23 protein-coding genes, 3 tRNA genes and 1 other RNA gene are annotated in these 22,783 nt (G+C 70.9%); 10 read left to right on the top strand and 17 right to left on the bottom strand.

What is annotated here, in order from left to right:
• The 4 genes from WC969_15220 to WC969_15205 all read right to left on the bottom strand — a co-directional run.
• Nucleotides 1-127 (bottom strand): GTP-binding protein (locus tag WC969_15220; GenBank protein MFA6031202.1); only part of this gene is annotated, 127 nt, incomplete at its 3' end.
• A 110-nt stretch (nucleotides 128-237) separates the two neighbouring features.
• A tRNA-Thr gene (locus tag WC969_15215) sits at nucleotides 238-309 on the bottom strand.
• Nucleotides 310-516: 207 nt separating this feature from the next.
• Nucleotides 517-590 (bottom strand) — tRNA-Gly (locus WC969_15210).
• A 122-nt stretch (nucleotides 591-712) separates the two neighbouring features.
• On the bottom strand, nucleotides 713-1,222 hold the full coding sequence (locus WC969_15205; GenBank protein MFA6031201.1) for a hypothetical protein: 510 nt from the start codon (nucleotides 1,220-1,222) through the stop codon (nucleotides 713-715).
• A gap of 35 nt (nucleotides 1,223-1,257) precedes the next feature.
• Between WC969_15205 and WC969_15200 the strand changes: the two genes are divergently transcribed.
• Nucleotides 1,258-1,332: transfer RNA gene (locus tag WC969_15200), tRNA-Val, on the top strand.
• 166 nt (nucleotides 1,333-1,498) lie between these two features.
• On the opposite strand, the gene WC969_15195 is transcribed toward WC969_15200, so the two are convergent.
• Nucleotides 1,499-1,906, bottom strand: a complete 408-nt coding sequence (locus WC969_15195; GenBank protein MFA6031200.1) for a hypothetical protein — start codon at nucleotides 1,904-1,906, stop codon at nucleotides 1,499-1,501.
• Nucleotides 1,903-2,199, bottom strand: coding sequence for a (2Fe-2S) ferredoxin domain-containing protein (locus WC969_15190; GenBank protein ID MFA6031199.1), 297 nt, complete (start codon nucleotides 2,197-2,199; stop codon nucleotides 1,903-1,905). Before WC969_15190 ends, WC969_15195 begins: the two co-directional genes overlap by 4 nt.
• Before the next feature lie 49 nt (nucleotides 2,200-2,248).
• Here WC969_15190 and WC969_15185 point away from each other — a divergent pair, with 49 nt between their 5' ends.
• Nucleotides 2,249-2,986 carry a C4-type zinc ribbon domain-containing protein gene (locus WC969_15185; protein ID MFA6031198.1) on the top strand — a complete coding sequence of 246 codons (738 nt, stop codon included), beginning with the start codon at nucleotides 2,249-2,251 and terminating at the stop codon, nucleotides 2,984-2,986.
• Nucleotides 2,987-3,086: 100 nt separating this feature from the next.
• An RNA gene (gene rnpB / locus WC969_15180) (RNase P RNA component class A) lies at nucleotides 3,087-3,449 on the top strand.
• Nucleotides 3,450-3,482: 33 nt separating this feature from the next.
• Here rnpB and mscL read toward each other — a convergent pair.
• Nucleotides 3,483-3,899 (bottom strand): large-conductance mechanosensitive channel protein MscL, encoded by a 417-nt coding sequence (gene mscL / locus WC969_15175; GenBank protein ID MFA6031197.1) that lies wholly within the window; start codon nucleotides 3,897-3,899, stop codon nucleotides 3,483-3,485.
• A gap of 84 nt (nucleotides 3,900-3,983) precedes the next feature.
• Here mscL and hemB point away from each other — a divergent pair, with 84 nt between their 5' ends.
• The 6 genes from hemB (at nucleotide 3,984) to WC969_15145 (ending at nucleotide 12,773) form a co-directional block, all read left to right on the top strand.
• Nucleotides 3,984-4,967, top strand: coding sequence for a porphobilinogen synthase (hemB, locus tag WC969_15170; protein MFA6031196.1), 984 nt, complete (start codon nucleotides 3,984-3,986; stop codon nucleotides 4,965-4,967).
• Nucleotides 4,964-6,244 (top strand): glutamate-1-semialdehyde 2,1-aminomutase, encoded by a 1,281-nt coding sequence (hemL, locus tag WC969_15165; protein ID MFA6031195.1) that lies wholly within the window; start codon nucleotides 4,964-4,966, stop codon nucleotides 6,242-6,244. Before hemB ends, hemL begins: the two co-directional genes overlap by 4 nt.
• Nucleotides 6,245-6,554: 310 nt before the next feature.
• Nucleotides 6,555-8,765, top strand: coding sequence for a glycosyltransferase family 39 protein (locus WC969_15160; GenBank protein ID MFA6031194.1), 2,211 nt, complete (start codon nucleotides 6,555-6,557; stop codon nucleotides 8,763-8,765).
• Nucleotide 8,766: 1 nt separating this feature from the next.
• Entirely contained in the window at nucleotides 8,767-9,543 is a 777-nt protein-coding gene (locus WC969_15155; GenBank protein ID MFA6031193.1) for a class I SAM-dependent methyltransferase, read from the top strand.
• 162 nt (nucleotides 9,544-9,705) lie between these two features.
• Nucleotides 9,706-11,823, top strand: a complete 2,118-nt coding sequence (locus WC969_15150; GenBank protein MFA6031192.1) for a hypothetical protein — start codon at nucleotides 9,706-9,708, stop codon at nucleotides 11,821-11,823.
• Between the two features lie 65 nt (nucleotides 11,824-11,888).
• Nucleotides 11,889-12,773, top strand: a complete 885-nt coding sequence (locus WC969_15145; GenBank protein MFA6031191.1) for a response regulator — start codon at nucleotides 11,889-11,891, stop codon at nucleotides 12,771-12,773.
• On the opposite strand, the gene WC969_15140 is transcribed toward WC969_15145, so the two are convergent.
• The 10 genes from WC969_15140 to WC969_15095 all read right to left on the bottom strand — a co-directional run bounded on the left by WC969_15140 (nucleotide 12,659) and on the right by WC969_15095 (nucleotide 22,006).
• Nucleotides 12,659-13,213, bottom strand: coding sequence for a hypothetical protein (locus WC969_15140; GenBank protein MFA6031190.1), 555 nt, complete (start codon nucleotides 13,211-13,213; stop codon nucleotides 12,659-12,661). The two genes, WC969_15145 and WC969_15140, sit on opposite strands and share 115 nt — an antisense overlap.
• Before the next feature lie 92 nt (nucleotides 13,214-13,305).
• Entirely contained in the window at nucleotides 13,306-14,940 is a 1,635-nt protein-coding gene (gene argS / locus WC969_15135; protein ID MFA6031189.1) for an arginine--tRNA ligase, read from the bottom strand.
• Nucleotides 14,937-16,028: a type IV pilus twitching motility protein PilT gene (locus WC969_15130; protein ID MFA6031188.1), complete on the bottom strand. Its 1,092-nt coding sequence runs from the start codon at nucleotides 16,026-16,028 to the stop codon at nucleotides 14,937-14,939. The genes argS and WC969_15130 overlap by 4 nt, the downstream gene beginning before the upstream one ends.
• A gap of 25 nt (nucleotides 16,029-16,053) precedes the next feature.
• Complete coding sequence (rsfS, locus tag WC969_15125; GenBank protein ID MFA6031187.1) at nucleotides 16,054-16,428, bottom strand: ribosome silencing factor; 375 nt, start codon at nucleotides 16,426-16,428, stop codon at nucleotides 16,054-16,056.
• Nucleotides 16,429-17,328 (bottom strand): cyclic nucleotide-binding domain-containing protein, encoded by a 900-nt coding sequence (locus WC969_15120; protein MFA6031186.1) that lies wholly within the window; start codon nucleotides 17,326-17,328, stop codon nucleotides 16,429-16,431.
• Nucleotides 17,329-17,331: 3 nt separating this feature from the next.
• Entirely contained in the window at nucleotides 17,332-18,423 is a 1,092-nt protein-coding gene (locus WC969_15115; protein ID MFA6031185.1) for a type IV pilus twitching motility protein PilT, read from the bottom strand.
• Between the two features lie 21 nt (nucleotides 18,424-18,444).
• The gene (locus WC969_15110) at nucleotides 18,445-19,413 is read right to left on the bottom strand and encodes a LytR C-terminal domain-containing protein (protein ID MFA6031184.1); all 969 of its coding nucleotides are present in this window, start codon (nucleotides 19,411-19,413) and stop codon (nucleotides 18,445-18,447) included.
• Nucleotides 19,410-20,567: a bis(5'-nucleosyl)-tetraphosphatase (symmetrical) YqeK gene (gene yqeK / locus WC969_15105; GenBank protein MFA6031183.1), complete on the bottom strand. Its 1,158-nt coding sequence runs from the start codon at nucleotides 20,565-20,567 to the stop codon at nucleotides 19,410-19,412. Before yqeK ends, WC969_15110 begins: the two co-directional genes overlap by 4 nt.
• Nucleotides 20,568-20,703: 136 nt before the next feature.
• Nucleotides 20,704-21,612, bottom strand: coding sequence for a protease HtpX (gene htpX, locus WC969_15100; protein MFA6031182.1), 909 nt, complete (start codon nucleotides 21,610-21,612; stop codon nucleotides 20,704-20,706).
• Between the two features lie 28 nt (nucleotides 21,613-21,640).
• Nucleotides 21,641-22,006, bottom strand: coding sequence for a response regulator (locus WC969_15095; protein ID MFA6031181.1), 366 nt, complete (start codon nucleotides 22,004-22,006; stop codon nucleotides 21,641-21,643).
• A 169-nt stretch (nucleotides 22,007-22,175) separates the two neighbouring features.
• Between WC969_15095 and purE the strand changes: the two genes are divergently transcribed.
• On the top strand, nucleotides 22,176-22,664 hold the full coding sequence (purE, locus tag WC969_15090; protein ID MFA6031180.1) for a 5-(carboxyamino)imidazole ribonucleotide mutase: 489 nt from the start codon (nucleotides 22,176-22,178) through the stop codon (nucleotides 22,662-22,664).
• Nucleotides 22,665-22,783: the final 119 nt, after the last annotated feature.

Below are 22,783 nucleotides of genomic sequence, written 5' to 3'. Positions count from 1 at the left end.
GCGCCAGTCCCTTCTGGGACAGCACGTGCGTGATCGCCGCCGTCAAAGTGGTCTTGCCGTGGTCCACGTGACCGATCGTCCCGATGTTCACGTGCGGCTTGTTGCGCTCGAATTTCGCCTTGGCCATTGCTTTCTCCTGTCCGGTGCCCCTTTAGAGGGGTCTCCCGATGCTCTCTCCTCTGAGAGTGCGCCTGATTCAACAATTTACGGCGTTTCCCGTCAATCGCGTCAAAACTCAGCTGGGGAAGGGGATTGAACCCTCGACCTTCTCCTTACCATGGAGATGCTCTACCACTGAGCTACCCCAGCACCTGTCGGCCCCCGCGCAACGGCGCGGGGCTGAAGCCCTCGCGAGAGAGGAAGTCTGCTCGCTCGGGGCCTCCCCAAGGGGGCTTGCGCCCCCTATGGCGCCGTCGGGACGCTCGCGCGTCCCAGGACGGCTGTTACCCCTCGTAAGGTGCGGCGGGCCATGCCGCCGCGACTTTATAAGAGGGCGACTCTTTAAAAGAGCGAATCTGGAGCGGGCGATGGGAATCGAACCCACGTATCGAGCTTGGAAGGCTCGTGTTCTACCATTGAACTACGCCCGCAACAAAAACGACGCCGGAGACGCCGGCATCGCTGAAAACTGCTCCAGAAACCGACTGACGACTCCTCTATTATACCCTATGAGGAAAAGAGGTGTCAACGCCGGGAGAGACCGTCCGAGGGATTATTGGGACGGGTTCCTGGACGGGGCCTGTTCGCTGAGGCGGCGCTTGAGCATCGCGTCCTCGAGCTTTTCAGCGGCCTGGAGCGCGGCGGGAGAGGGGTCTTTCGAGCCGTCCTTCGATTCGCCGCGCTCGCTCAGAGCCGGCGGAGCCGGCTTCTCATAGGTATGCGAGTAGTCGGAGGCCATGAACCAGCCGTAGCCGTAGTAGAAGAGCCAGATGAGGAGTCCCGTCGCGCCCAGCGCCCGGAACACGAAGTTCTTCGAGCGGGCGAGCAGGAGGATGAAGACCGCGGGCAGGGCCCAGGACCAGGGCGCGATCGCCGGCATCGCGGCGCCCGCGGACGGGAGCGCCGGCGCCGCCGTCGAGGCGGCGTTCTCCTCGACGCCGATGACGAGCATCTTGCGCACGTACTTCTTCGGGACCTCCTGGAGGGTCCCGACGCGGCGCGTGACGCCGCGGTCGTCGACGAATTCGAAGATCGCTTTCGGCTTAGGCTTGGCTTTGGCCACGACTCAAGATACATTTTGCTATACTCTTTGTCGACGGGCGCTTAGCTCAGCGGTAGAGCACTGTCCTCACACGACAGGGGCCATAGGTTCAAATCCTATAGCGCCCACCATCTAGAGACAAGAGGCCTTCCGAAAGGAAGGCCTCTTTGTTCCTTAACTCCCCTTCCTGCGGGAGGGGGTTGGGGGAGGGGGAATCTCCACATTGTCACAATGTCGACGGAAAATCTCCCCCACCCTGCCCTCCCCCGAGGGGAAGGGAGTTAAGGAAGGGTATGGCTAGGGTGTTTCCTCTACTAGGACTCGGCCGAAGCGGCCGGAGGCGGGGGGGTTGTCGCGCAGGTTGTAGGGCGGATTGTGCTGGATCATCAACGCGCCGGCGATGTCGCGCAGGTCCTCGGGCGCGGCGTCGGCGGGCTCGGCGACGTAGTCGAAGAAGACCTCTCCGCGGGCGCGGACGAGCTCGTCGAAGGTGGGGCGGATCTTGCCCATGGCGTGGGCGGCGAGCCGCGCGTAGAGGGTCTCGGGGCAGGCGAGGCCGACGTAGAGGACTTCGGAGCCCTTGTTCGCGTCGATGAGCTCGTAGACCCCGGGGCGCTTGGGCGCGTGCGCGGGGAGCGTGTCGGGGGCGAAGCGCCAGCAGCGCTCCGACATCCGGATGCGGAAGCGGCCCTCGGGCAGCGTCACAGGCCTTCGCCGAGCCGGCGCACGAGCTCGGGCACGTCGGCGAGGCCGACCCCCGCGCAGTGCGTCCCTTCGGGATAGAGGAAGACGTTGGGCCCCTGCGCGCAGAGGCCGAGGCAGCCCGCGCGCACGACGCGGACCTTCCCCTTGAGCCCGGCCGCCTCGACGGCGGCCTTGAGGGCGGCGGCGAGTTCGGCCCCCGCGCGCCCGGGATTCGCGCAGGAAGTGCGACCATCCTCGCGCGTCTGGGTGCAGACGAAGGCGGCGCGGCGAAAGGGGATCGGAGAGGACTTCATCCCGATGATGCTATCAAAATTGTATAATCGAAGAGGCGTAGAGACCACCATGGCATTCAACAAGGACGACGTCGCGAAGCTCGTGGGCCTGCAGGAGCAGGACCGCGTCCTCGACGCCCTGCGCGCCGAGATCGACGCCATCCCCGGCCAGATCGCCGCTTTGCAGAACGAGGCCGACGCCGAGAAGCGCGCCCTCGCCGAAGCGAAGGACCACGTCGTGAAGTCGGTGCTCAAGCGCAAGGAGAAGGAGCAGCAGCTCGCCGCGAAAGAGGCCGAGGCCCGCAAGTTCGGCAACGACCTCAACAACGTGAAGACCAACGAGGCCTTCCGTGCGCTCCAGCACGAGATCGACGGCTGCAAGAAGCAGGCCGGCGACATCGAGACCGAGATCCTGATGCTGATGGAGGAGGGCGACGCGCTCTCCAAGGAAGAGAAGGTCCGGGCCGCCTCGCTCAAGGAGGCCGAGGGCCGCGTGCAGCAGAAGGTCGGCCTGCTCGAGGCCCGCAAGGCCGAGATCGAGGGGAAACTCGCCGCCCGCAAGGGCGAGCGCGACGGTTTCGCGGGCACCATCGCCCCCGAGATGGTCGCCCAGTACGACGCCATCCGCGTGCGCCGCAAGGGCATCGCGCTCTCCAAGCTCGACGGGAACACCTGCGGCGCCTGCCGCATGGTCCAGCCGCCGCAGGTCATGGTCTACGTGGCCAAGGCGGCCAAGCTCGTGTGCTGCGAGAGCTGCCAGCGCATCCTCTACAGCGCCGACCAGGTCTTCGGTCCTAAGCCCGCCTGAAAATTCGGCGCATCTTCCAACATCCCTTTTCGCGCCGAATTTTCAGCGGGCTTAAGCACTCCTCCGGAATCCCCGTGGGGGATTCCGGACAGGCCAGATTCAAGACGGCTGGAGGGTCGCCTTCCCGCGCGAGCGGGGGGGAGGAACTTCCGGACTCCATAGGACGCGGTGCCCGTCGAAAGGCGGGACGGGGAGCACGCAAGGGCTCCTCGATGGAAAGTGCCACAGAAAAGATACCGCCCTCCCGCAAGGGAGGGTAAGGGTGAAATGGCGGGTTAAGAGCCCACCGGCCCGGGGGCGACCCCGGGGCCAGGCAAACCCCACCGGGAGCAAGGCAGTTGGGCGGCAGCGCGGTCCGCGCGCGTCTCCGAAAGGAGGCGGCCGCCCGGTAGCCGCATCAGAGAAATGATCCTCGACCGGCGCGAGCCGGGGACAGAATCCGGGGTATAGGCCGTCTTGAAACGCGGCGGGCTCGAGAGAGCCCGCCGCGGTGTTTTCAGGCGAGGGCGGACGTGCAGTGCCCGCAGCGCTTGGCCTCGAGGGGGATGTGCAGGCAGCACTCCGGGCACTTCTTCTCGGTCGGCGCGGGGGGCGGGGCCTTCTCCGAGCGCTTGAGCGCGTTCATGCCCTTGATGACCATGAACATCGTGAAGGCGACGATGGAGAAGTCCACGCAGTGGGTCACGAAGGCGCCCCAGTTGAGGGTCACCGCTTTCGCGGCTCCTTCGGCGGGCTTGAGGGTGAAGGCGTGCTGGGTGAAGTCCACTCCGCCGGTGATGAGGCCGAGCGGCGGCATGATGATATCGTTGAGCACGGAGCTGACGATCTTCCCGAAAGCGCCGCCGATGACCACGCCGACGGCCATGTCGACGACGTTGCCCTTCATCGCAAATTCCTTGAATTCCTTGAACATGGGGACCTCCCGGTGACTTTTCGATTGTAACATTTAGCGAGTGAAGTCGAGGGTCCGGGATTCTTTGGTAGAATCCCGCATCCTATGGCATTCCCGACCCGACGCCTCCGCCGCATGAGAAGCACCTCCGCCCTGCGCGAGCTCGTGCGCGAGACGCGCCTCGACCCCGGCGACTTCGTGCTCCCGCTCTTCATCCGCCCCGGTAAGGGCGTGCGCAGGCCCATCGCCTCGATGCCCGGGCAGTTCCAGCTCTCGGCCGACGAGGCCGCGAAGCTCGCGCGCTCGGCGCGCTCGGCCGGGATCCCCGCGGTCCTGCTCTTCGGCATCCCCTCGCGCAAGGACGCGCGGGGCTCCGGCGCGTACGCGGCCGACGGCGTCGTCCAGCGCGCGGTGAAAGCCGTGAAGGACGCCGCGCCCGGGCTGGTCGTCATGACCGACCTCTGCTTCTGCGAGTACACCGACCACGGACATTGCGGGGCCCTCCGCCGCGCGAAGGGCGGCTTCGTCCTCGACAACGACGCGACCCTCGCGCTCGTCGCGAAGACCGCCGTGAGCCAGGCCCGCGCCGGCGCCGACGTCGTCGCCCCGAGCGCGATGGCCGACGGTCAGGTCGGGGCCGCTCGCCGCGCGCTCGACGCCGCCGGCTTCAAGGACACCGCCGTCCTCGCCTACGCCTCGAAGTTCGCCAGCGCGTTCTACGGCCCTTTCCGCGACGCCGCCGAGTCCCCGCCCAAGTTCGGCGACCGCTCGACCTATCAGATGGACCCGGCCAACGCGCGCGAGGCCGTGCGCGAGGCGCTCGAGGACGAGGCCGAGGGCGCGGACATGCTCATGGTGAAGCCCGCCCTGCCCTACCTCGACATCGTGAGGGCGGTGCGCGAGGCGAGCCGCCTCCCGCTCTCCGCCTACAACGTCTCCGGCGAGTACGCGATGCTCAAGGCCGCCGCGGGCAAGGGCTGGCTCGACGAGAAGCGGGCCGTGCTCGAGACGCTCCTCTCCATCAAGCGCGCCGGCGCCGACTTCATCCTGACCTACCATGCCCTGGAGGCCGCGCGATGGCTCGCATGACGAAGTCCAAGGCGTTCTTCGCCCGGGCTCAGAAAGTCCTCGTCGGCGGCGTGAACTCCCCGGTCCGCGCGTTCAAGGGGGTCGGCGGCACGCCGGTCTTCATGCGCAAGGGCCTCGGCGCCCACCTCACGGACGCCGACGGCAACCGCTACCTCGACTACTGCCTCTCCTGGGGCCCGCTCATCCTCGGGCACGCCCACGTCGCGGTGACCCGCGCCGCCGAGGCGGCGCTCTACGCCGGCTCGAGCTTCGGGGCCCCGACCGAGGGGGAGCACCTCCTCGCCGAGGAGATCCGCCGCGCCCTCCCTTCGATGGAGCGCGTGCGCCTGACGAGTTCGGGCACCGAGGCCGTCATGAGCGCCCTGCGCGCCGCGCGCGCCTTCACCGGCCGCGACCTCACGCTCAAGTTCACCGGCTGCTACCACGGCCACGCCGACAGCCTGCTCGTCGCCGCCGGTTCCGGCGCCGCCACGCTCTCGAGGCCGGACTCCGCCGGCGTGCCCGCCGACTGGGCGAAGAGCACGCTCCTCGCCGTCTACAACGACCCCGAGGGGGTGCGCGAGGTCTTCCGGCGCCACGGCTCCCGCATCGCGGCCGTCATCGTCGAGCCCGCCGCCGCGAACATGGGCCTCGTGCCGCCGGAGCCGGGCTTCCTCGAGCTCCTGCGCTCGCTCACCCGCAAGCACGGCGCCCTCCTCGTCTTCGACGAGGTCATCACGGGCTTCCGCGCCGCCTACGGCGGCTGGCAGACCCTCTGCGGGGTGAAGCCCGACCTCACCTGCCTCGGGAAGATCATCGGCGGCGGCTTCCCCGTCGGCGCCTACGGCGGCCGCCGCGAGATCATGGAGCTCGTCTCGCCGCTGGGCGCCGTCTATCAGGCCGGCACCCTCTCGGGCAACCCCGTGGCCGTCGCCGCGGGCCTCGCGACGCTCAAGGCGCTCAAGCGGGAGGACCCCTACCGGCGCATGGAGCGCCTCGCCGGCACGCTCGCCGCGGGTCTCGTCGAGGCCGCCGCGCAGAACGGCGTGCCCGTGCAGGTGCACCAGACCGCCTCCATGCTCACCGTCTTCTTCACGAAGACCCGCGTGCGCGACTGGGGCACGGCCAGCGTCGCCGACCGCACGGCCTACGGCCGCTTCTTCCATGGGCTGCTCGAGAACGGGGTCTACTTCCCGCCCGCGCAGTTCGAGACCGCGATGCTCTCCTCCCGCCACACGGAGACCGACGTCGAGCGCACGGTCGAGGCCGCGTCGGCGGCTTTCGCGAAAGCGCGTTAGCGCTCCGACCGTATAATTATGGACGTTTTGGAGGCCCGAGCCTGAGGCGGATTCGAGGAGCGACAACTGAAGATAGCTTGAGCTATCTGAGGGCGGAGCGACGCGGAAGCCGCCCAGGGGCGGGCCTCCCCTTCCCGAATAGTTTCGCTGCCGGAGGCAGCGAAACTCCCCCGACAGGGGCAGGGCGATTTCGGCCGCCAGCTGCGTTGCTCGTCGCTCAGATACCTCAAGGTATCCTCGCTCCTCGCGCCTTGCCGGACGGCCGAAATCGACCGGTCAAAACGCCCATAATTATACGGTCGGAGCGCTAGTGGGAGCCAAGTCGCGGGGAGCGTCGGCCCGGCGCGTCGAGGCGCCCGCGCCGGCTCCCGCGACGCGCCTGCCGGTCCCCGTCCTCAGCGCGCTCTTCCTCGCCTGGCTCCTCGTACTCGCCTGGCAGTACCGGCTCAAGGGCGTCCGGCTCTACCCCTCGGCGGCTCTCGATTTCGCGCGGCTCCTGCCCGCCGCGCTCGCGCACATGGGCGGAGCGCTCGCCCTGCGTCTGGCCGGGGCGGCCGCGCTCTGGCTCCTCGCCGCCGCGCTCGGCGCCGGACTCCTGCGCCTGCTGCGCGTGAAGGCGCCGCGCGCCGAGTCCCTCCTGCTCGCGGCCGGGCTCGGCATGGGCCTGCTGCCGCTCCTCGCGTTCGCCGCGGGCCTTTGGAGCTTCCGACCGGAGCTTCTGCGCGCCGCGACGCTCGGCGCGGCCGCGCTCGCCCTGCTCTCGGCGCCGTGGTGGTGGAAAGCCCTGCCGGCCGAAAGCGCTCCCCCCGTCGAGCGCCCCGGAGCCCTCGCGCAGGGGGCGGCGGCCGTGACCTTCGCCGCGCTACTCATGGGTCTGCTCGCCTCGCTCTGCCCCGAGATCTTCTACGACTCGCTCGTCTATCACCTGGCGCTGCCGAAGCTCTGGCTGCTGCGCGGGAGCATCGGGGCGACGCCCCACAACATCTACTCGGGCCTGCCGCTGGCCGGGCAGACCCTCTACGGGCTCGCCCTCGCGCTCCAGGACGAGAAGCTCGCCTCGGTCCTGCACTGGAGCTTCGGCCTGCTCACGACGGCCGCCGTCCTGCTCATCGGGCTTCGCCGTCTCGGCGCCGCCGCCGGCGCCTTCGCGGCCTTCGCCTTCGCGCTCTGTCCGGCGGCGCTCTACGCCTCGTGGAACGCGGGCGTCGACCTCCAGTCCTCCCTCTTTTGCGCGCTGTCGATGCTGGCTCTGCTGCAGGGGCTCGAGCGGCCCGAGGGGGAGCGGCGCGGCTGGGCGCTCTGCGCGGGCTTCCTGGCGGGCTCCGCCTGCGGAACGAAGTACAACGTCCTTCCGGTCGCCGGGATGCTCGTGCTCGTGCACGGCTGGCGCGCGCGGGCGAACGGACGCGGCCTGCGCGACACCGTCTTCATGGCGCTGGCCGCCGCAGGGGCGTTCGCGCCCTGGCTCCTCAAGAACATGTTCTTCTTCGGGAACCCGCTCTATCCTTTTCTCGCCGGCGTCCTGGGCGGCCGGGAGCTCATCGCCGACCCGGTCGCCTTCCTGGAGGCGTCGGGCTCGCGCGACCTCGTCCGCACCTTCACGACGACGTCGGGTCTCAAGGAACTCCTGCTCCAGCCCTGGACGACCTCGGTGGGGACCTGGCCGCTCGGAGACTGGCCGGGCCCCGTGTACATCCTCCTGCTGCCGCTGCTCCTCGTCGTGCGCCCGCGCCGGGAGTCCGAGCGCGCCCTGCTCGCCGCCGCGGTCGGCGGCTATCTTCTCTGGGCCCTGTCGAGCCGCCTGGTGCGCTACCTTCTGCCGGCTTTCCCCTTCCTGGCGCTCTGCGCAGCGCTCGCCGTCGAGCATCCGTCGCTCCCGCGCTGGCTGCGGCGCGTCGGCTGGGCGGCGGCGCTCTACGCGGGCCTCTTCTGCCTCCAGGCCGCCTACTTCCAGGGCGGGGGAATCGGGCAGCGGGAGTACCTGACCGGGATGACGCCGCGCGCGGAGTACCTCAAGCGCCAGCATCCGACCTACGGGCTGCCCTACTACGCCGCCGCGGAGTTCGCCGACCGCGCGCTGCCCAAAGACGCGCGCGTGCTCGTGCTCGGGGAGTCGCGGACCTATTACCTCGAGCGCGACGCCGTCGCCTCGACCGTCTTCGACCACAACCCCTTCTGGCTCGCCGCGCGCGAGTCGAAGGACGGCGCGGACCTGCTCCGGCGCGTGCGCGCGATGGGGGTGACGCACGTTCTGCTGAGCGCGCGCCAGCTGCTCTACCGCGAGAACTCCCCGGGCGTCTTTCCCCGAGAGGCCGTCCGCTCCTCCGCGTTCGCCGAGTTCTGGGCGCGCCATCTCAAGCCCCTCTTCGAGGAGCGCGAGGACCCCGGCGACAACCCGCGCTGGCTCACGGTCTACGAGGTCGTCGACGCGCCCAACCCCGACGGCGCGCCCACCCCCAATCCCGCGCTGGTCCTGCTGAAATGGCTCGATTCCCGGGCCTCCGCCGTGCCCGGACGTTGAGATGGGGCCTCCCGAGTCCTCGTACGAGGGACTCTTCGCCGAGTACTACGACCTCCTCCATGCCGACCGCGGAGACGCCGCCTTCTACGCGGAGCTGGCGCGGGAGGCCGGCGCGCCCGTGCTGGAACTCGGCTGCGGGACGGGCCGGCTCCTCATCCCGGTGGCGGAGGCCGGTACCGAGGTCACGGGCCTGGACGCCAGCGCGGCGATGCTGGAGGTCTGCCGCGGGAAGCTCGCGTACTGCGGCGAGGAGGCGCGCTCGCGCGCGACCCTCGTGCGCGCGGGCATGGAGGACTTCGAGCTGGGCCGGCGCTTCACGCTGGCGTACCTCTCCTGCAACACCCTCAACGGCCTGCTCTCCCGCGAGGAGCGGCTCGCCGTCCTGCGCCGCTGCCGGGCCCACCTCGCGGAGGGCGGACGCGTCCTGCTCGACGCCGTGGTCCCGGACCTGGAGTTCTATCGGGAGATCGACGGAAAGGAGCGGACCTTCGAGTTCACCGACCCTCTGCGCGGCCGGGTGCTCGTCGAGAAGGTCATTGCGCGCCTCGACCCCGTCCGCCAGACCGTGAGCGAGGACGCGCTCCTCGAGGAATACGACGAGGGGCGCCTCCTGCGCTCCTCCCGGGCCCGCAGCGGATCCGCGCTCCTGTTCCCCGGCGACCTCGAGTCCCTCGTGGAAGAGGCGGGCTTCGGCGTCCTTCACCGCTGGAAGAACCCCGCGAAGGAGACCTTCGACCTCTCGGCCTCCCGCCTCCTCCTGCTCGCCCGGCGTTCCTGAGCGCCGACTCCGCGGGAGAACCGGGAGGTTGACCGCGGGGCCCGTCACGGAACCCGGCCGCATAGTCCCAATGATGGAGCGGCCTTGCCCGCCCTTCCCACGATGGAGGGGGCCGCCTCGCGCTATGCTGACTCCACCGTGCTCATACACGGGGAGGCCTTCATGCCCGGTCCGATCTTCCGCATCGCCGCCGCGTTCCTCGTCGCCTCGTCCGCGGTGCAGCCCGCCGCCGCCGTGGTCGTCCAGTCGCCCGCTCCCCTCGCGGGGCCCGGGGTCTTCGGCCTTCCGGTCCTCTCCGGTCTGCTCGCGCCGATCTCGCGGACCCCGTCGTTCGGTCCGCTCCTTCCCGTACTCTCGCCGTCCGTCGTGCTTCCCCGACTCTCCGCGGCGCCTGCGCTCCACCTGCCTTCCTCCCGTCTCCCGACCCATGCGCGAGGGGTCGGGGGTGAGGGGGCGGCGGCTTTCCAGATGCCCGCCGCCGCCCGGCCCACGGCGTTCGCGACGCTCGAGTCCGGCGCGCTGCGCGCGCTCGCCGCGAGCCGCCGCTCGGCAGACTCCGCGGAGGCCGTCGCGGACTTCCAGTTCGTCTTCGACGGCTCGGGCCTCGATTTCGCCATGGACCCTTCGGGCTTCCCGGCCCTCGATGCGGAAGTCGAAGCGCTCCCGGTCGTCTTCGCCGCGGCCCCCGAGGCGAGCTTCGCGGACGAGGCGATGTTCGTCTTCGGAGAGCAGGGCCGCCTCCTCGGCGCGGTGCAGCGCGCCCTCCGGAACTCCGGCTACGACGCGGCGAAGACCTCCGCCGAGCGGGCCGTGCTCCTGGACCGCGCGTTCGGGAGCGTGCTGACCGGCTACATCCTGAAGGGTCCGGAAAGCGTTCCGTCGCCCGGCGCCTACGACGCGGCCATCGAGACCTTCGCGCAGTTGCGCCGGGTCGCCAAGGAGAGCTCCGCGGCGTACCCCGAGCTCCGCTTCGAGGACAACTACATCCTCAAGGCCTCCTTCCATGCCGTCGGCGCGCTGGGAGAGAAGGTCGGCTCGATGGAGGAGTACGGGACGGCCGTCCGGGCCATCGCCGACGGCGCGCTGGAGCGCTCCTTCGCCGAGCCCGCGTACTACGAGCACGCCCTCGCGACGATGTACGACTTTTTCCTCCGAGGCTCGGACGCCGAGCGGGGAGCGGAGATCCGCACCCCGGCGGACCTCGCGGCACGCTACGCGGCCGGGCTCGCGAAGCTCGAGGCGGAAGGGCGCGGACTCGCCCCGAGCGACGAAGCCTTCGCGTCCGCGCGGGCGCTGGCCCGCGGACTCAACGGCATCGTCAAGGCCATCGCGGACGCGGCGGGCACGGACCTCGAACTCGCGATGGGGGGCCTCTCGGGAGCGGGGGTCATGGATTGGGGCAAGCGCGTCTACGCGGCCCGTTCGCTCGGGGAGGCGCAGGCCCTCGAGGCCGAGGCGCCCGTCGTCGCCGCGACGGCGGCGGCCGGCCTGCCGCGGCTCTGGACGAAGACCGTCTTCACGCGCGTGATGAACACGGCCAACCGGCTCATCGCCGAACGGGGCCTCGACCCGGCCGCGATCCCCGTGCGCGGCTACGCCGAGCTCATGCGCGAGGCGGCCGGGAGCGTGCGGGAAGCGGACGCCCCGAACGCGGAGGCCTTCAAGGTCGCGCAGACCCTCGCCGAGGCGTTCGTCCGGATCTTCGAGATCGTCGCCGGGGCGCCGGGCGCCGCATTCGACACCCTGCGCGCGGCCCTGAACTCGGACGACGTCCGCAACTGGCTGGCCGCGGCGCAGGCGGCCGTCGACCTCTCCGAGGCCCAGGCGCACGTCGTGCTGGCGGAGAAGGCGGCGCTCGCGGCGGCTTCGCGGCTGCCGCTCTACTGGGCCCAGGGGATGCCCGCGCGGCTGGAGAGCGCTCTCGGGGCCCTGCTCCTGGAGCGCGCGCTCGAGGCCGAGAAGGTCCCGCTCGGGGAGCTGGGGGGGCTGATGCGCGAGGCGGCCGCCCGTCTTGATGGAGAGGTCGCCGCTGCGGCGCCTTCTACCGAGGCGCTGGAGGCCGCGCGCGTCGTCCTCGAGCAGCAGATCCGCATCCTCGAGGCCGTCGCGGCCGGGGCGCCGGACCATGCGGCCATGACCCAGCGCGCGGCCTTCATCATGCAGTACGCCTTCCTGCCCGCGCTCGGCAAGGCGGGCACGCTCGCGGTCCTCGCGTCGGCGGCCGCGGCGGCCGCCGACAAGATCATCGCCTCCCTGGAAGCGCAGAAGGCGGCGCCGTAATAATTCCGCCGCATCGATAGGGTATCGTCCCGTCATCTCCGCGTTCGCGCGGAGGCGACGGGACGATGCACGACACCTCCTACTCCCCGCTCATCCTCGTGGCCGAAGGCCACGGTCCCATGCGCCGCCTGCTCGCGCGCTGCCTCTCCTCGCTCTCCGAGCGGGTCGTCGAGGCCGACACGGCCGAGGCGGCGCTCGCGCTCGCCGCGCGCGAGTCCCCCGCCCTCATCGCCCTCGACCCCTCGCTCGACGGCGGGCCGGACGGGGCGGGGTTCTGCCGCGCCGTGCGCCGCGCGTCGGCCGGCCCGACCCGCATCATCGTCAGCACGATGGCGGGGCATCCGGTGAGCGCCAAGATCTCCTTCCTGCGCGCGGGCGCGGACACCTATTATCCGAAGGACGAACCCGTGCGCGGCTTCATGGACGCCGCCCGGCATCTCCTGCTGCCGGGATCGGAGTCCGGGGTCCCGCGCCGGCCGACGGCGCTGATCGTCGAGGACGACAAGGAGCTGCTCAGGGGGCTGTCCCGGATGCTCTCGCGGGGGGGCTTCGAGGTCCGCACGGCGACGAGCGTTCCGCTCGCGGTGCTCCACGCTCTCGAGGCGCGCCCGGACGCCGTGCTGCTGGACTTCGGCCTGCCCCGCATGGACGGGCTGGAGGGGCTGAGGATCCTCCGCTCCCTTCCCGGTCTCGAAAGGACGGCGGTGTGGATGCTGACCGGCGAGATCGACGAGGCGCTGGAGGCGCTGTGCCGGCGCGAGGGGCTGGCGGGCTGGCTGCTGAAGAGGCCCCGCGGCTGGTACGCGCTCGTCGAGCGGGTCCGCGCGTCCGTGCGTCAGCGCTCTTTCTGGAGGGAGGCGGGCGCGGCCTTGGAATCCCGGAGGCGGGCGTCCGCCGCAGCCGCGGTAGGCGCCCCGCTCCGCACGTCCACCGTGTCGCCGTCGACGTAGACCTTCCCCACCCATTCCGGGTCGTCGCGGCGCTCATAATCCATCGTCGGGACCTTCGGCGCCGCGCCCGCCTCCTCGACGCGCGCGCGCACGAGCGCGGTGAGGGTCTGCGGCCCGTCCGCGACCGCCGCGAAGACCGGCTTCCAGTCCTCGGGCGTCATCTTCGGCGCGAGGGCGGCGAAGGCCACGAAGTGCTCGGGCGCCCAGCGCGCGGCCTCGAAGGCGGTGGAGTACACGCGGGAGCGGAAGCCGGAGGGGAGGCGCTTGAGTTCGGTCCCGTTGGCCGCCAGGCGCTTGAGGAGCACGTCGGTGAAGGCGGAGGCCTCCCGGTGGAGGCGCTCGGTCTGCGCCAGGGTCAGCGTCGGACCCGCTTCGAGGGCGGCGTCGGCCGCCAGGCACGACGAGGGCAGCAGGAGGAGGAGGGCGAAGAGGGCCTTCATCTCCATAAGTGTGGGGAAACCGCGGACTTACAGGGAGGGTCCTGCGGCTCAGAGGGCGGTAGGCCTAAAGGCCCAGACGCACCGATCCGGCGCTACATCTTCTCCGGGGCGGAGACTCCGAGAAGGCCCAGGCCGTCTTTGATGAGCGCCGCGACGCCCGCGCAGAGCGCCAGGCGCGCCTTGGAGGGCTCCAGGGCCGCCGGGTCGACGACGCGGCACTGCTCGTAGAAGGGGTGGTAGAGCCCGGCCAGCTCCATGAGATAGGTCGCGAGCGGGTGCGGCGAGAGCTCGCGCTCGCAGGCCCGCAGGACCTCGGGGAACCAGGCGAGCTTCACGAGCAGGGCCCGCGCGGCCGGTTCGGGGGTGGGGAGCTTGGGGTCCCCGATGAGAGCGTGCTTCGCCGCCTCGGCGAAGATGGAATGGATCCTCGCGTGGACGTACTGCACGTAGAAGACCGGGTTCTCCTGCGACTGTTTGCGCGCGAGCTCGATGTCGAAGTTCATGTGCGCGTTGGGGCCGCGCAGCGCGAAGAAGAAGCGGCAGGCGTCGAGCCCCGCCTCCTCGACGAGCTCGCGCAGGGTCACGAACTCCCCGGCGCGCTTGGACATCTTCACCGCCTCCTTGCCGCGGAAGAGGTGGACGAGCTGGTGGATGATGGCGTGGAAGCTCTCGGGCGGGTGGCCGAGGGCCTCGACGGCGGCCTTCATGCGCGGCACGTAGCCGTGGTGGTCGGCGCCCCAGATGTCGATGAGGCGGTCGAAGCCGCGGGAGAACTTGTCCTCGTGGTAGGCGATGTCGGCCAGGTAATAGGTCGAGCGTCCGTCGGCGCGCACGAGCACGCGGTCCTTGTCGTCCTCGGCCTCCGTCGAGCTCGTGCCGAACCAGACCGCGCCCTCCTTCTCGTAGACGACCCCGCGCGCGCGCAGCTTCTCGAGCGTTCGGTCGAGGGCCTTCGCGGCGTGGAGCTCCGTCTCGAGGTACCAGCGGTCGAAGCGCACGCCGAAGAGCTCGACGTCGGCCCGATGGGCCGCGAGCATGCGCTCGATGGCGAAGCGGGAGAAGTCGGCCGGGCCCCAGCCGTCGGCTTCGGCCGGCGCGGCGGCGGCGACGTCCTTGATGTACTCGCCCCGGTAGCCTTCCTCGGGGAAGGCGGCGGGACGGCCCTTGAGCTCGGCGTAGCGCGCCGCGACGGAGAGGCCGAGGAGCTCGACCTGCCGGCCGGCGTCGTTGACGTAGTATTCGGTCTTCACCCCGTGCCCGCGGCGGGTGAGGATGCGGGACAGCGAGTCTCCGAGCGTCGCGGCCCTGGCCGAGGCCACGTGGACGGGACCGGTCGGATTGGCGGAGATGAACTCGATGAGGACGCGCCGCTTCCGGAGGTCCGGGTCGAAGCCGTAGGGCGGGGCGCCGTCGGGGAAGAGCAGGCCCTGGAGGGTCCAGCCCAGCGCTTTCGGGGTGAAGAGGACGTTGATGAAGCCGGGCGGGGCCGCCTCCACCTTTTCGAAGAGGTCCGGGTCCTCGAGGAGCTTCGCGAGTTCCGCGGCGACCTCGAGGGGCTTGCGGCCCAGCGCCTTGGCGGCCTGGAGGGGATAGGGCAGGCAGGCGTCCGCGCGGACGTGGGCGGGCGCCGGGTTGACGACGAGGGGCCCGGGCGCTTCGAGGCCCTGGGCGCGGGCCCAGTCGGCGACCCGGCTCTGCGCGTGGACTCTGAGCTTCTCGAGGATCATGCGGTCTCCTGGACGGCGACTCCGGCGGGCGCCGCGAGCAGCTGCCGGAGGTTCTGGGGGTCGTGCGCCTTGACGATGGCGTCTTCGAGTGAGACGACCTTCTGGCGGACGAGGAAGGCGAGGTGCTGGTCCATCGAGAGCATGCCGAACTTCGCTCCGGCCTCGATGGCGCCGTAGAGCATGTGGGTCTTGCCCTCGCGGATGAGGCTGGCGACGGCGGGGGTCAGGGTCATGACCTCGCGCGCGCAGACCCGGCCGCGGCCGTCGGCGCGCGGGAGCAGCGTCTGGCTGACGACGGCGCGCAGCACCGTGGAGACCTGCACGCGCACCTGCTGCTGCTGGTGGGGAGGGAAGACGTCGATGATCCGGTCCACGGTCGTGGGGGCGTCCTGCGTGTGCAGGGTCGCGAGGCAGAGGTGGCCGGTCTCGGCGGCGGTGATGGCGAGCGCGATGGTCTCGAGGTCGCGCATCTCGCCGACCATCAGGACGTCGGGATCCTGGCGGAGCGCACGGCGCAGGGCCTCGGCGAAGGAGCGGGTCTGCTGGCCGACCTCGCGCTGGTGGATGACCGCGAGCTTTTCCTCGTAGACGAACTCGATGGGGTCCTCGATGGTGAGGATCGTCTTCTTCTGCGTGTGGTTGATGGAGTCGATGAGGGAGGCCAGCGTGGTGGACTTCCCCGAGCCCGTCGGCCCGGTGACGAGGACGAGGCCGCGCGCCTCCTGCGCGAGGTTCGTGATGGACGGCATGAGCCCGAGCTCGTGCGGCGTCGGGATGTGCGCGTTGATGACGCGCAGCACGGCCGCGGGGCCTCGGCGCTGCTGGAAGACGTTGACGCGGAAGCGCGAGACCCCGGGCAGGGCGAACGAGGTGTCGAGCTCTCCGTCGCGCTCGAAGCGCGCGCGCTGCTCCTCGTAGAGGGCCGTGTAGATCAGACGGCGGACCGCGTCCGCGTCGAGGGTCTCCCCGCCCTCGAGCGGGGTGATCTCCCCGCGCAGGCGCAGCATCGGAGGGCGGCCGGCGCAGAGGTGGACGTCGCTGGCGCCGAGTCGGACCGCGGCGGCGAGGATCTCGGGGAGTTCGGGCATGTCGGCGGGACCTCCGGTCGGAGTCTCAGGGGACGGCGATCTTGCGCGCGCCGTGGAAGAGGCGCTCGAGTGCGAAGAGGCGCCGCGTCTCCGGGTTCAGGAAGTGGATCATGAGCCCGCCGTAGTCGAGCACGCGCCAGGTGCCGCTCTCGCGGCCGTCGCGGTGCACCGGGACGACGCCCTTCTCCTCGAGGACCTCCTCGACGTGGTCCTGCAGGGCCTTGATGTGGGGCGCGGAGTCCGCGCTCACGAGGAGCAGGTAGTCGGTCAGCGAGGTGAAGCGGTGGATGTTCAGCAGCAGCAGGTCTTCGCCCTTCTTGGAGTCGGCCGCCTTGGCCGCGGTCACGGCGAGCGCGCGGAAGCGGCGGGAGGCGGCGTCGGTCTTCTCGGAGTCCGGCATCTAGATCCTCGTGGTCTTGACGGTATTGAGGCGGGAGCGGAACCCCTCCTCGGCGCGATAGGCGATGTTCTCGAGTGCGGTGGCGATGAGGAGCGCGGTCGTGGTGAGGGCGCGGTCGAGCTCGACGCGCTCCTCTTCGGTGGGAGGAGCGGCGCGGCGCAGGAGGAACGCCCCGCGCGGCCGCTTCGACCCGGGGAAGGCCACGGCGTAGGTGGAGGCGTCGAGCCAGCCCGACTTCCCTTCCTGCGCGGCGGCCTTCACCTCGGCGGGGACGGACTCGAAGCCGCCGCGGGAGGCGGCGAGGTCCATCTCGTCGTTGAACTCGTTGTAGACCCACGCCCCCGCGGCCCAGTCGCCTTCGAGGTGCGGCACGATGCGCTCGAAGACCCGCGCGACGAGCTCGCGCGTGCTCTCGAAGTTCTCGAGGAGCATGCGGCTGAGGTCGAAGAGCATCGCGAGCTCCGCGGACGAGCGGCGCAGGCGTCCGGAGAGCGTCTGGACGAGGCGGTTGAAGAAGCCGAGCGCCAGCAGGGGGTGCGCGCGCAGCCAGCGGTCGAGGTCCTTGCGCTCGAGCTTGAGCAGCACGGCGTCGCCGGAGACGATGGCGTCCGCCGAGCGCTGGACCGATTCGATGAGGGCCATCTCGCCGAAGCAGTCGCCGGCCGAGAGGATGGCGAGGTCCTTGAGCTCCTGGCCGCCCTCGGCGCGCGGCAGGTGCTTGGCGATGCGCACGCGGCCGGCGGCCACGAAATACAGGGCGTCCCCGGGGGTCCCCTCGTGGAAGACGGTCTCGCCGTCCTTGCGCGTCTCCTGGATGAGGAAGTCCGAGAGCTTGGCGAGCTGGTCCTCGGGCACCCCGACGAAGAGTTTGAGCTGGCGCAGGAGCTGGAGCTTTTCCATGGCTCAGCTCATCATCGTCGCGGTCTCGCCCTTGGGCTTGAGTCCGCAGAGCTGCTCGAGGACTTTGGGGTTGTGCGCGTACTTGAGGGCGTCGTCCGGGTCGATGACGCCCTGCTTGATGAGGTCGGCGAGCGACTTGTCCATCGGGACCATGCCGAACTTCGCGCCGGTGTCGATGGCGCCGTAGATCATGTGCGTCTTGCCTTCGCGGATGAGGTTGCTGATGGCCGGCGTCATGACCAGGATCTCGCGTGCGGCCACGCGGCCCTGCCCGTCCTTGCGCGGGAGGAGGATCTGGCTGACGATGCCCTGGAGCGTGACGGCGAGCTGGACGCGGATCTGCGTCTGCTGGTGCGGCGGGAACACGTCGATGATGCGGTCGATCGTCGAGGGGGCGTCCTGCGTGTGCAGCGTGCCGAAGCAGAGGTGTCCGGTCTCGGCGGCGGTGATGGCCAGCGAGATGGTCTCGAGGTCGCGCAGCTCGCCGACGAGGATGACGTCGGGGTCCTGGCGCAGGGCGCTGCGCAGCGCGTTGGTGAAGCTCTTCGTGTTCTGCCCGACCTCGCGCTGGCGGAAGATGCTCTTCTTCGAGTCATAGACGAACTCGATGGGATCCTCGATGGTCAGGATGTGGCAGGGCTCCTTCTGGTTGATGAGCTCCATGATGCAGGCCAGCGTCGTGGACTTGCCCGAGCCCGTGGGCCCGGTGACCAGGACGAGGCCGCGCGGGAGGTCCGAGAAGCCGATGGCGGCGGGCGTCAGGCGCAGCTGCTCGGGGGTGGGGATCTTCGAGGAGATGACGCGCATGACGGCCTCGACGCCGTTCTTCTGGAGCAGGACGTTGACGCGGAAGCGGGCGAAGCCGCGCACCGCGAAGGAGCAGTCGAGCTCCCAGTTCTCCTCGAAGCGGGCGCGCTGCTCCTCGTAGAGGATCGAGTAGATGAGGCGCTTGGTGTCCTCGCCGGAGAGTACGGCGAAGCCCGGGACTTCCTGGATGATGCCGTCGAGGCGCATCATCGGCGCCTTGCCCACCACGAGGTGGATGTCGCTGGCGCCGGCGCTGACGGCCTGCTTGAGGATGTCGACGAGTTCCATGGCTCCTCCGATGCGTCGCTGCTAGAACGGCGAGTCTTCGGTCAGGCGCGCGCAGCGCGCGTAGTCCTGGCCGATCACGAGGCTCACGGCCGCGCGCGGCTCCGGCTCGAGCTCGGTCAGGACCTCCGCGTCCGGGCAGCCGAGAGCGTCCAGGACCTCGGCCGCGGCTTCGGAGCGGCCCGAACGGACGACGACGCGCACGCGGGGCTCCATCGTCGGAGCGTTGCCGAAGTGCACGACGTCGATTCCGCGCCATCGTAGTATTTTTGTGGCGCGCAGGGCGACCCCGCCGGAGTCGGAGCCGTTGAGGACCTCGACGGTGAGCGTCGCCTCGGCCAGGGAGCGCCCCTCGAGCCGAGCGGCGACCCCCGCCAGGAGCGTAGGGGCCAGTCGGGGGTCGACCAGGCGCGCGAGCGCCACCCCGCCGGGACGCAGGCGGGCGGCGGCGAGGGTCAGGCGCAGAAGGTCGTAGCGTCCCAACCCCTCCCGCCGCACGGCGCGCAGCGCGCGCAGGCGCAGGGGCAGGCGCGCGACGAAGAGGGGGTCGGAGACGGCCGACGTCAGCCGCGACGCGGCCCCGAACGGGTCGCTCGCCGCGCCGGAGGGCAGGTCGATCTCGAGCAGGAAGGGGGGCGGGGTGCGCCAGGCCCAGCCCGGCTGGGCGTCGAGGAAGCCCCGGGCGGCCCCGGCCATGGCGCGCGCGCATGCGCGGGGGCCGGCGGCGCGGCAGGCCGAGGCGAGCGTCCCGCCGGGGGCCGGGGTCGAGGCGGGGAGCTCGAGGAGGTCGAGGGTGCGCGAGCTCGGGCCGAGGACCGCCGCGTAGAGGGCGGGCGGGGCGGAGGGGTCGCTCCCCGCCGTCCGCAGGGCGACGAAGCCGGCCGAGGGGCGCCCCGCGCGCAGCCCCGCGCAGAAGGGGGAGGAGAGCTCGAGGAGGGCGGCGGCGAGCGCCGGGACGAGGAGCGCGAGCGCGGCGAGGAGGCCCCGGTTCATCCCGCGCAGGCCTGATTCCACAGCGCGGGGCCGTAGGGGTGCATCCAGTCTCCCTGCGTCAGCACCCAGGTGAGCTTCACGCGCACGGTCTCGCGGAAGCCGTCGTCGAGGTCGCGGCGGGCCAGGCGGCGGATGCGCACGGCCTCGGGGTAGGAGCGGTCCTCGGAGCAGGCGTCGGCCGTGTAGAGGAGGCGGTCGAAGCGGGTCATGCGCGGGTCGCCGAGCGTGTGCTTGCGCACCGCCGAGAGCACCGCGGGGTCCTGGACGCCGAAGCGCTTCGCACCGAGGTCCGCGCCCACGTAGGCGTGGAGCAGGCCGGGACGGCGCGCGACGACCTCGTCGAAGAAGGGGACCTCGAGGCGGTGCGCGCGCGCGTAGCGCGTCATCGCGGAGGGGGAGAGGATGCGGCCGCAGTCGTGCAGGAGGCCCGCGAGGGCGGCCCGCTCGACGGCGAGGCCGTGGCGGGCGGCGAGTTCGCAGGCGATGCGGGCCACCGCGAGCGTATGGCGGTAGCGCTTGGGCTCGAGGCGCGCGGCCAGCAGGCGGTGGACGGCGGTCCCGTAGAGGCCCTGCGCGCGCAGCGCGCGCCGCACGCCGGGGCTCAGCAGCTCGGAGAGGTCCTCTCCGCAGAGCAGGCGGCGTCGGACTTCGGTCGAGGAGATCTCCGGGAAGTCCCCGGGCAGGCGCTCGAAGCCGAGGAGCGCGGCTTCCGCGGGGGCGCTGGAGCCCGGGCGCGCGCCGACGAGGAAGCGGCAGGAGCGCAGCAGCTCCTCGGGGCGGCGCCAGCGCGCGAAGTCGTCGAGGAAGTCGCTGCCGGCCAGGAACAGGATCTCCGTTCCGGGATGCAGGCGCCGCAGGCGACGGACGGCCTCGTAGCTGTAGGTGCGCCGTCCGCGCTGGAGCTCGAAACGGTCGACGACGACGGCGCGGCGCTCCGCGGGAGAGAGGCCTTCGGCAAGGGCGCGGTCGAGGAGTCCCAGCCGCGTGCGCGCCGGGGTGCCGGAGGGGACCTTGAGGGGCGACTGCCAGGCGGGGAGCACGTACGCCCGGTCGGGACGCGCGCGCCTCAGCGCCGCGCGCAGGAGCGCGAGGTGTCCCAGGTGGGGAGGGTCGAAGCTTCCTCCGAAGAGCAGGATTTTTAGGGGTCTGTTCATAAGCGCGGCGGGCCGAGCGCCATGTTAGCAATTTGGACGTTTGCGGGGGCGCTCGGCCCCCTCACCCCGCGCGCGGAGCGCGCTTGCCCCTCTCCCGGCGTGGCGGGAGAGGGGCAAGAAGGTGGTGATACGGATGTCAGGGGAGGGCTTTGAGGGCGGCGATGCGCGCTTCGAGGGCCGGATGGGTCGAGAAGAGGCGGGAGAGCAGGCCCGCGCCGCGGCCGTGGATCTTCATCGTCGCGAGCGCCGCGTGGCTCTCGTCGACGAGGCCGGAGGCGCGCTGGAGCTGCTCGAGGGCGTGGATCATCTTCTCCTTGCCGGCGCACTGCGCCGCGCCCGCGTCGGCCCGGTACTCGCGCCAGCGGGAGAAGGCGTTGACGAGGATGCCCGCCAGCAGGTAGAAGACGGCCTCGAGCGCCCAGACCAGGAAGAAATGGGCGATGGGGCCGAGCCCTCCGCGGCGGCCCTCTTCGTCGCGCGAGCGCAGGGCCTGGTCGATGAAGAACGCCGCGACGCGCGCGAAGAACATCACGAAGGTGTTCGCCACGCCCTGCAGCAGGGTCATCGTCACCATGTCGCCGTTGGCCACGTGCGAGAGCTCGTGCCCGAGCACGCCCTCGAGGGCCTGCGGGTCCATGCGCTGGAGCATCCCGGCGGAGACCGCGACGAGCGCGCGGTCGCGGGTGGGGCCGGTGGCGAAGGCGTTGACCTCGGGGCTCGGGTAGACGCCGATCTCCGGCAGGGTCGTCAGACCGACCCGCGAGCTCAGGAGGCGGACCTTCTCGACGAGGAAGGCCTCGGCGTTGCCGCCGGGGTTCGCCGGGTCGATGAGCTCGACGCCGAGGGTGACCTTGGCCGTCCAGCGCGAGATCGCCAGCGAGAAGAGCGCGCCGCCGAAGCCGAAGACGGCGCAGAACGCGAGCAGGCGGGGGAGATCCAGCCCGTGCGCGTAGAGCCCGCGGTCGAGGCCGAGGACTCCGACGACGAGGGAGAGCGTCAGCATCACGAGGATGTTGACGCCCATGAAGAGAAGCACGCGTTTCATGGGTCGCTCCGCGAAAAAGGGCGGCCGCCTACTTCGGCAGCAGCTCCCGCACTTTCTTGACGATGGCGTCCATGCCGGAGCCCTTCTGCATCGCCCCGTCGGAGCCCTTGAGGTGGCCTTCCTTCTGCTCCTTGACGATGTCGCGGCCCGTCATGATGAGGATCTTCGCCTTCGTCTTCGTCTTGGTCCGGACGTCGACGGCGGGGGTGACGGGGTTGAGGCCCGGCATGCCCATGTCGAGGAGGATGAGGTCGGCGGCGAAGGTCTTGAGCTTGTTGGAGATGCCGTCGGCGGAGGCCGCCGAGTCCACGACGTACCCGTCGGCTTCGAGGGCGGTCTTGAGGAAGTCCGCCATGTCCGGCTCGTCATCGGCGATCAAAACGTTATTGCCCATATCGATGTCCTCCGTGGTGCTGCGTCAGGGGTACTATAGAACGCCCGGGCGCAGTCCGTCAACCTGGGTCACCCCTGCCATCCCCTCTCCCGGCGTGGCGGGAGAGGGGAAAGGGGAGGTCGATATTTTCTAATATCCCGGGGGACCTCGACGGGTCCGCGGAGGGACGATGAAGAAGCGCGCGCCGGCGAAGGTCGGGATCCTCATGGGCAGCCGCTCGGATCTCGGGATCATGTCCGAGGCGGCGAAGCTCCTCGGAGAGCTCGGCGTCTCCTGCGAGACGCGCGTCATCTCCGCGCACCGCGCTCCGGAGCTCCTCGTCGACTACGCGCGCGGGGCGCAGACCCGCGGGCTGCGCGTCCTCATCGCCGGCGCGGGCGGCGCGGCCGCTCTGCCGGGGATGCTCGCCGCCCTCTCCCCGCTCCCCGTCATCGGGGTCCCGGTCGCGACGAAGTCGCTCGGCGGGCTCGACGCCCTGCTCTCGATCGTCCAGATGCCGCCCGGGGTCCCGGTCGCGACGGTCGCCGTCGACGGCGCGAAGAACGCCGCCTGGCTCGCGGCCCGCATCCTCGCGCTCGAGGACGCGGCGCTCGCGCGCCGCCTCGCGTCCCGGCGCGCCGAGACCGTCGCGAAGGCGAAGGCCGACCAGACCGTCTAGGAGTCCGTCCGAGTAATAGCGTGCGTTTTGGGGGCCCAGCTTCGGATTGGATGCAAGGAGCGACGAGCGAGCATAGCTGAAGCTATGTGAGCGAGGAGCGACGCCGCAGACGGCCGAAG

This window comes from Elusimicrobiota bacterium (assembly GCA_041660925.1).
GTDB lineage: Bacteria > Elusimicrobiota > Elusimicrobia > UBA1565 > UBA1565 > JBAZUV01.
The sequence above is the reverse complement of the archived record's forward strand: the minus strand, read 5'-3'. Positions and strand labels throughout refer to the sequence as shown.

What these genes read in the sequence shown, in the direction of transcription:
- WC969_15190 (MFA6031199.1), bottom strand. Translation starts at nt 2,199, where the DNA reads ATGAAGTCCTCTCCGATCCCCTTTCGCCGCGCCGCCTTCGTCTGCACC.
- WC969_15185 (MFA6031198.1), top strand. Translation starts at nt 2,249, where the DNA reads ATGGCATTCAACAAGGACGACGTCGCGAAGCTCGTGGGCCTGCAGGAG.
- mscL (MFA6031197.1), bottom strand. Translation starts at nt 3,899, where the DNA reads ATGTTCAAGGAATTCAAGGAATTTGCGATGAAGGGCAACGTCGTCGAC.
- hemB (MFA6031196.1), top strand. Translation starts at nt 3,984, where the DNA reads ATGGCATTCCCGACCCGACGCCTCCGCCGCATGAGAAGCACCTCCGCC.
- hemL (MFA6031195.1), top strand. Translation starts at nt 4,964, where the DNA reads ATGACGAAGTCCAAGGCGTTCTTCGCCCGGGCTCAGAAAGTCCTCGTC.
- WC969_15155 (MFA6031193.1), top strand. Translation starts at nt 8,767, where the DNA reads ATGGGGCCTCCCGAGTCCTCGTACGAGGGACTCTTCGCCGAGTACTAC.
- WC969_15150 (MFA6031192.1), top strand. Translation starts at nt 9,706, where the DNA reads ATGCCCGGTCCGATCTTCCGCATCGCCGCCGCGTTCCTCGTCGCCTCG.
- WC969_15145 (MFA6031191.1), top strand. Translation starts at nt 11,889, where the DNA reads ATGCACGACACCTCCTACTCCCCGCTCATCCTCGTGGCCGAAGGCCAC.
- WC969_15140 (MFA6031190.1), bottom strand. Translation starts at nt 13,213, where the DNA reads ATGAAGGCCCTCTTCGCCCTCCTCCTCCTGCTGCCCTCGTCGTGCCTG.
- argS (MFA6031189.1), bottom strand. Translation starts at nt 14,940, where the DNA reads ATGATCCTCGAGAAGCTCAGAGTCCACGCGCAGAGCCGGGTCGCCGAC.
- WC969_15130 (MFA6031188.1), bottom strand. Translation starts at nt 16,028, where the DNA reads ATGCCCGAACTCCCCGAGATCCTCGCCGCCGCGGTCCGACTCGGCGCC.
- rsfS (MFA6031187.1), bottom strand. Translation starts at nt 16,428, where the DNA reads ATGCCGGACTCCGAGAAGACCGACGCCGCCTCCCGCCGCTTCCGCGCG.
- WC969_15120 (MFA6031186.1), bottom strand. Translation starts at nt 17,328, where the DNA reads ATGGAAAAGCTCCAGCTCCTGCGCCAGCTCAAACTCTTCGTCGGGGTG.
- WC969_15115 (MFA6031185.1), bottom strand. Translation starts at nt 18,423, where the DNA reads ATGGAACTCGTCGACATCCTCAAGCAGGCCGTCAGCGCCGGCGCCAGC.
- WC969_15110 (MFA6031184.1), bottom strand. Translation starts at nt 19,413, where the DNA reads ATGAACCGGGGCCTCCTCGCCGCGCTCGCGCTCCTCGTCCCGGCGCTC.
- yqeK (MFA6031183.1), bottom strand. Translation starts at nt 20,567, where the DNA reads ATGAACAGACCCCTAAAAATCCTGCTCTTCGGAGGAAGCTTCGACCCT.
- htpX (MFA6031182.1), bottom strand. Translation starts at nt 21,612, where the DNA reads ATGAAACGCGTGCTTCTCTTCATGGGCGTCAACATCCTCGTGATGCTG.
- WC969_15095 (MFA6031181.1), bottom strand. Translation starts at nt 22,006, where the DNA reads ATGGGCAATAACGTTTTGATCGCCGATGACGAGCCGGACATGGCGGAC.
- purE (MFA6031180.1), top strand. Translation starts at nt 22,176, where the DNA reads ATGAAGAAGCGCGCGCCGGCGAAGGTCGGGATCCTCATGGGCAGCCGC.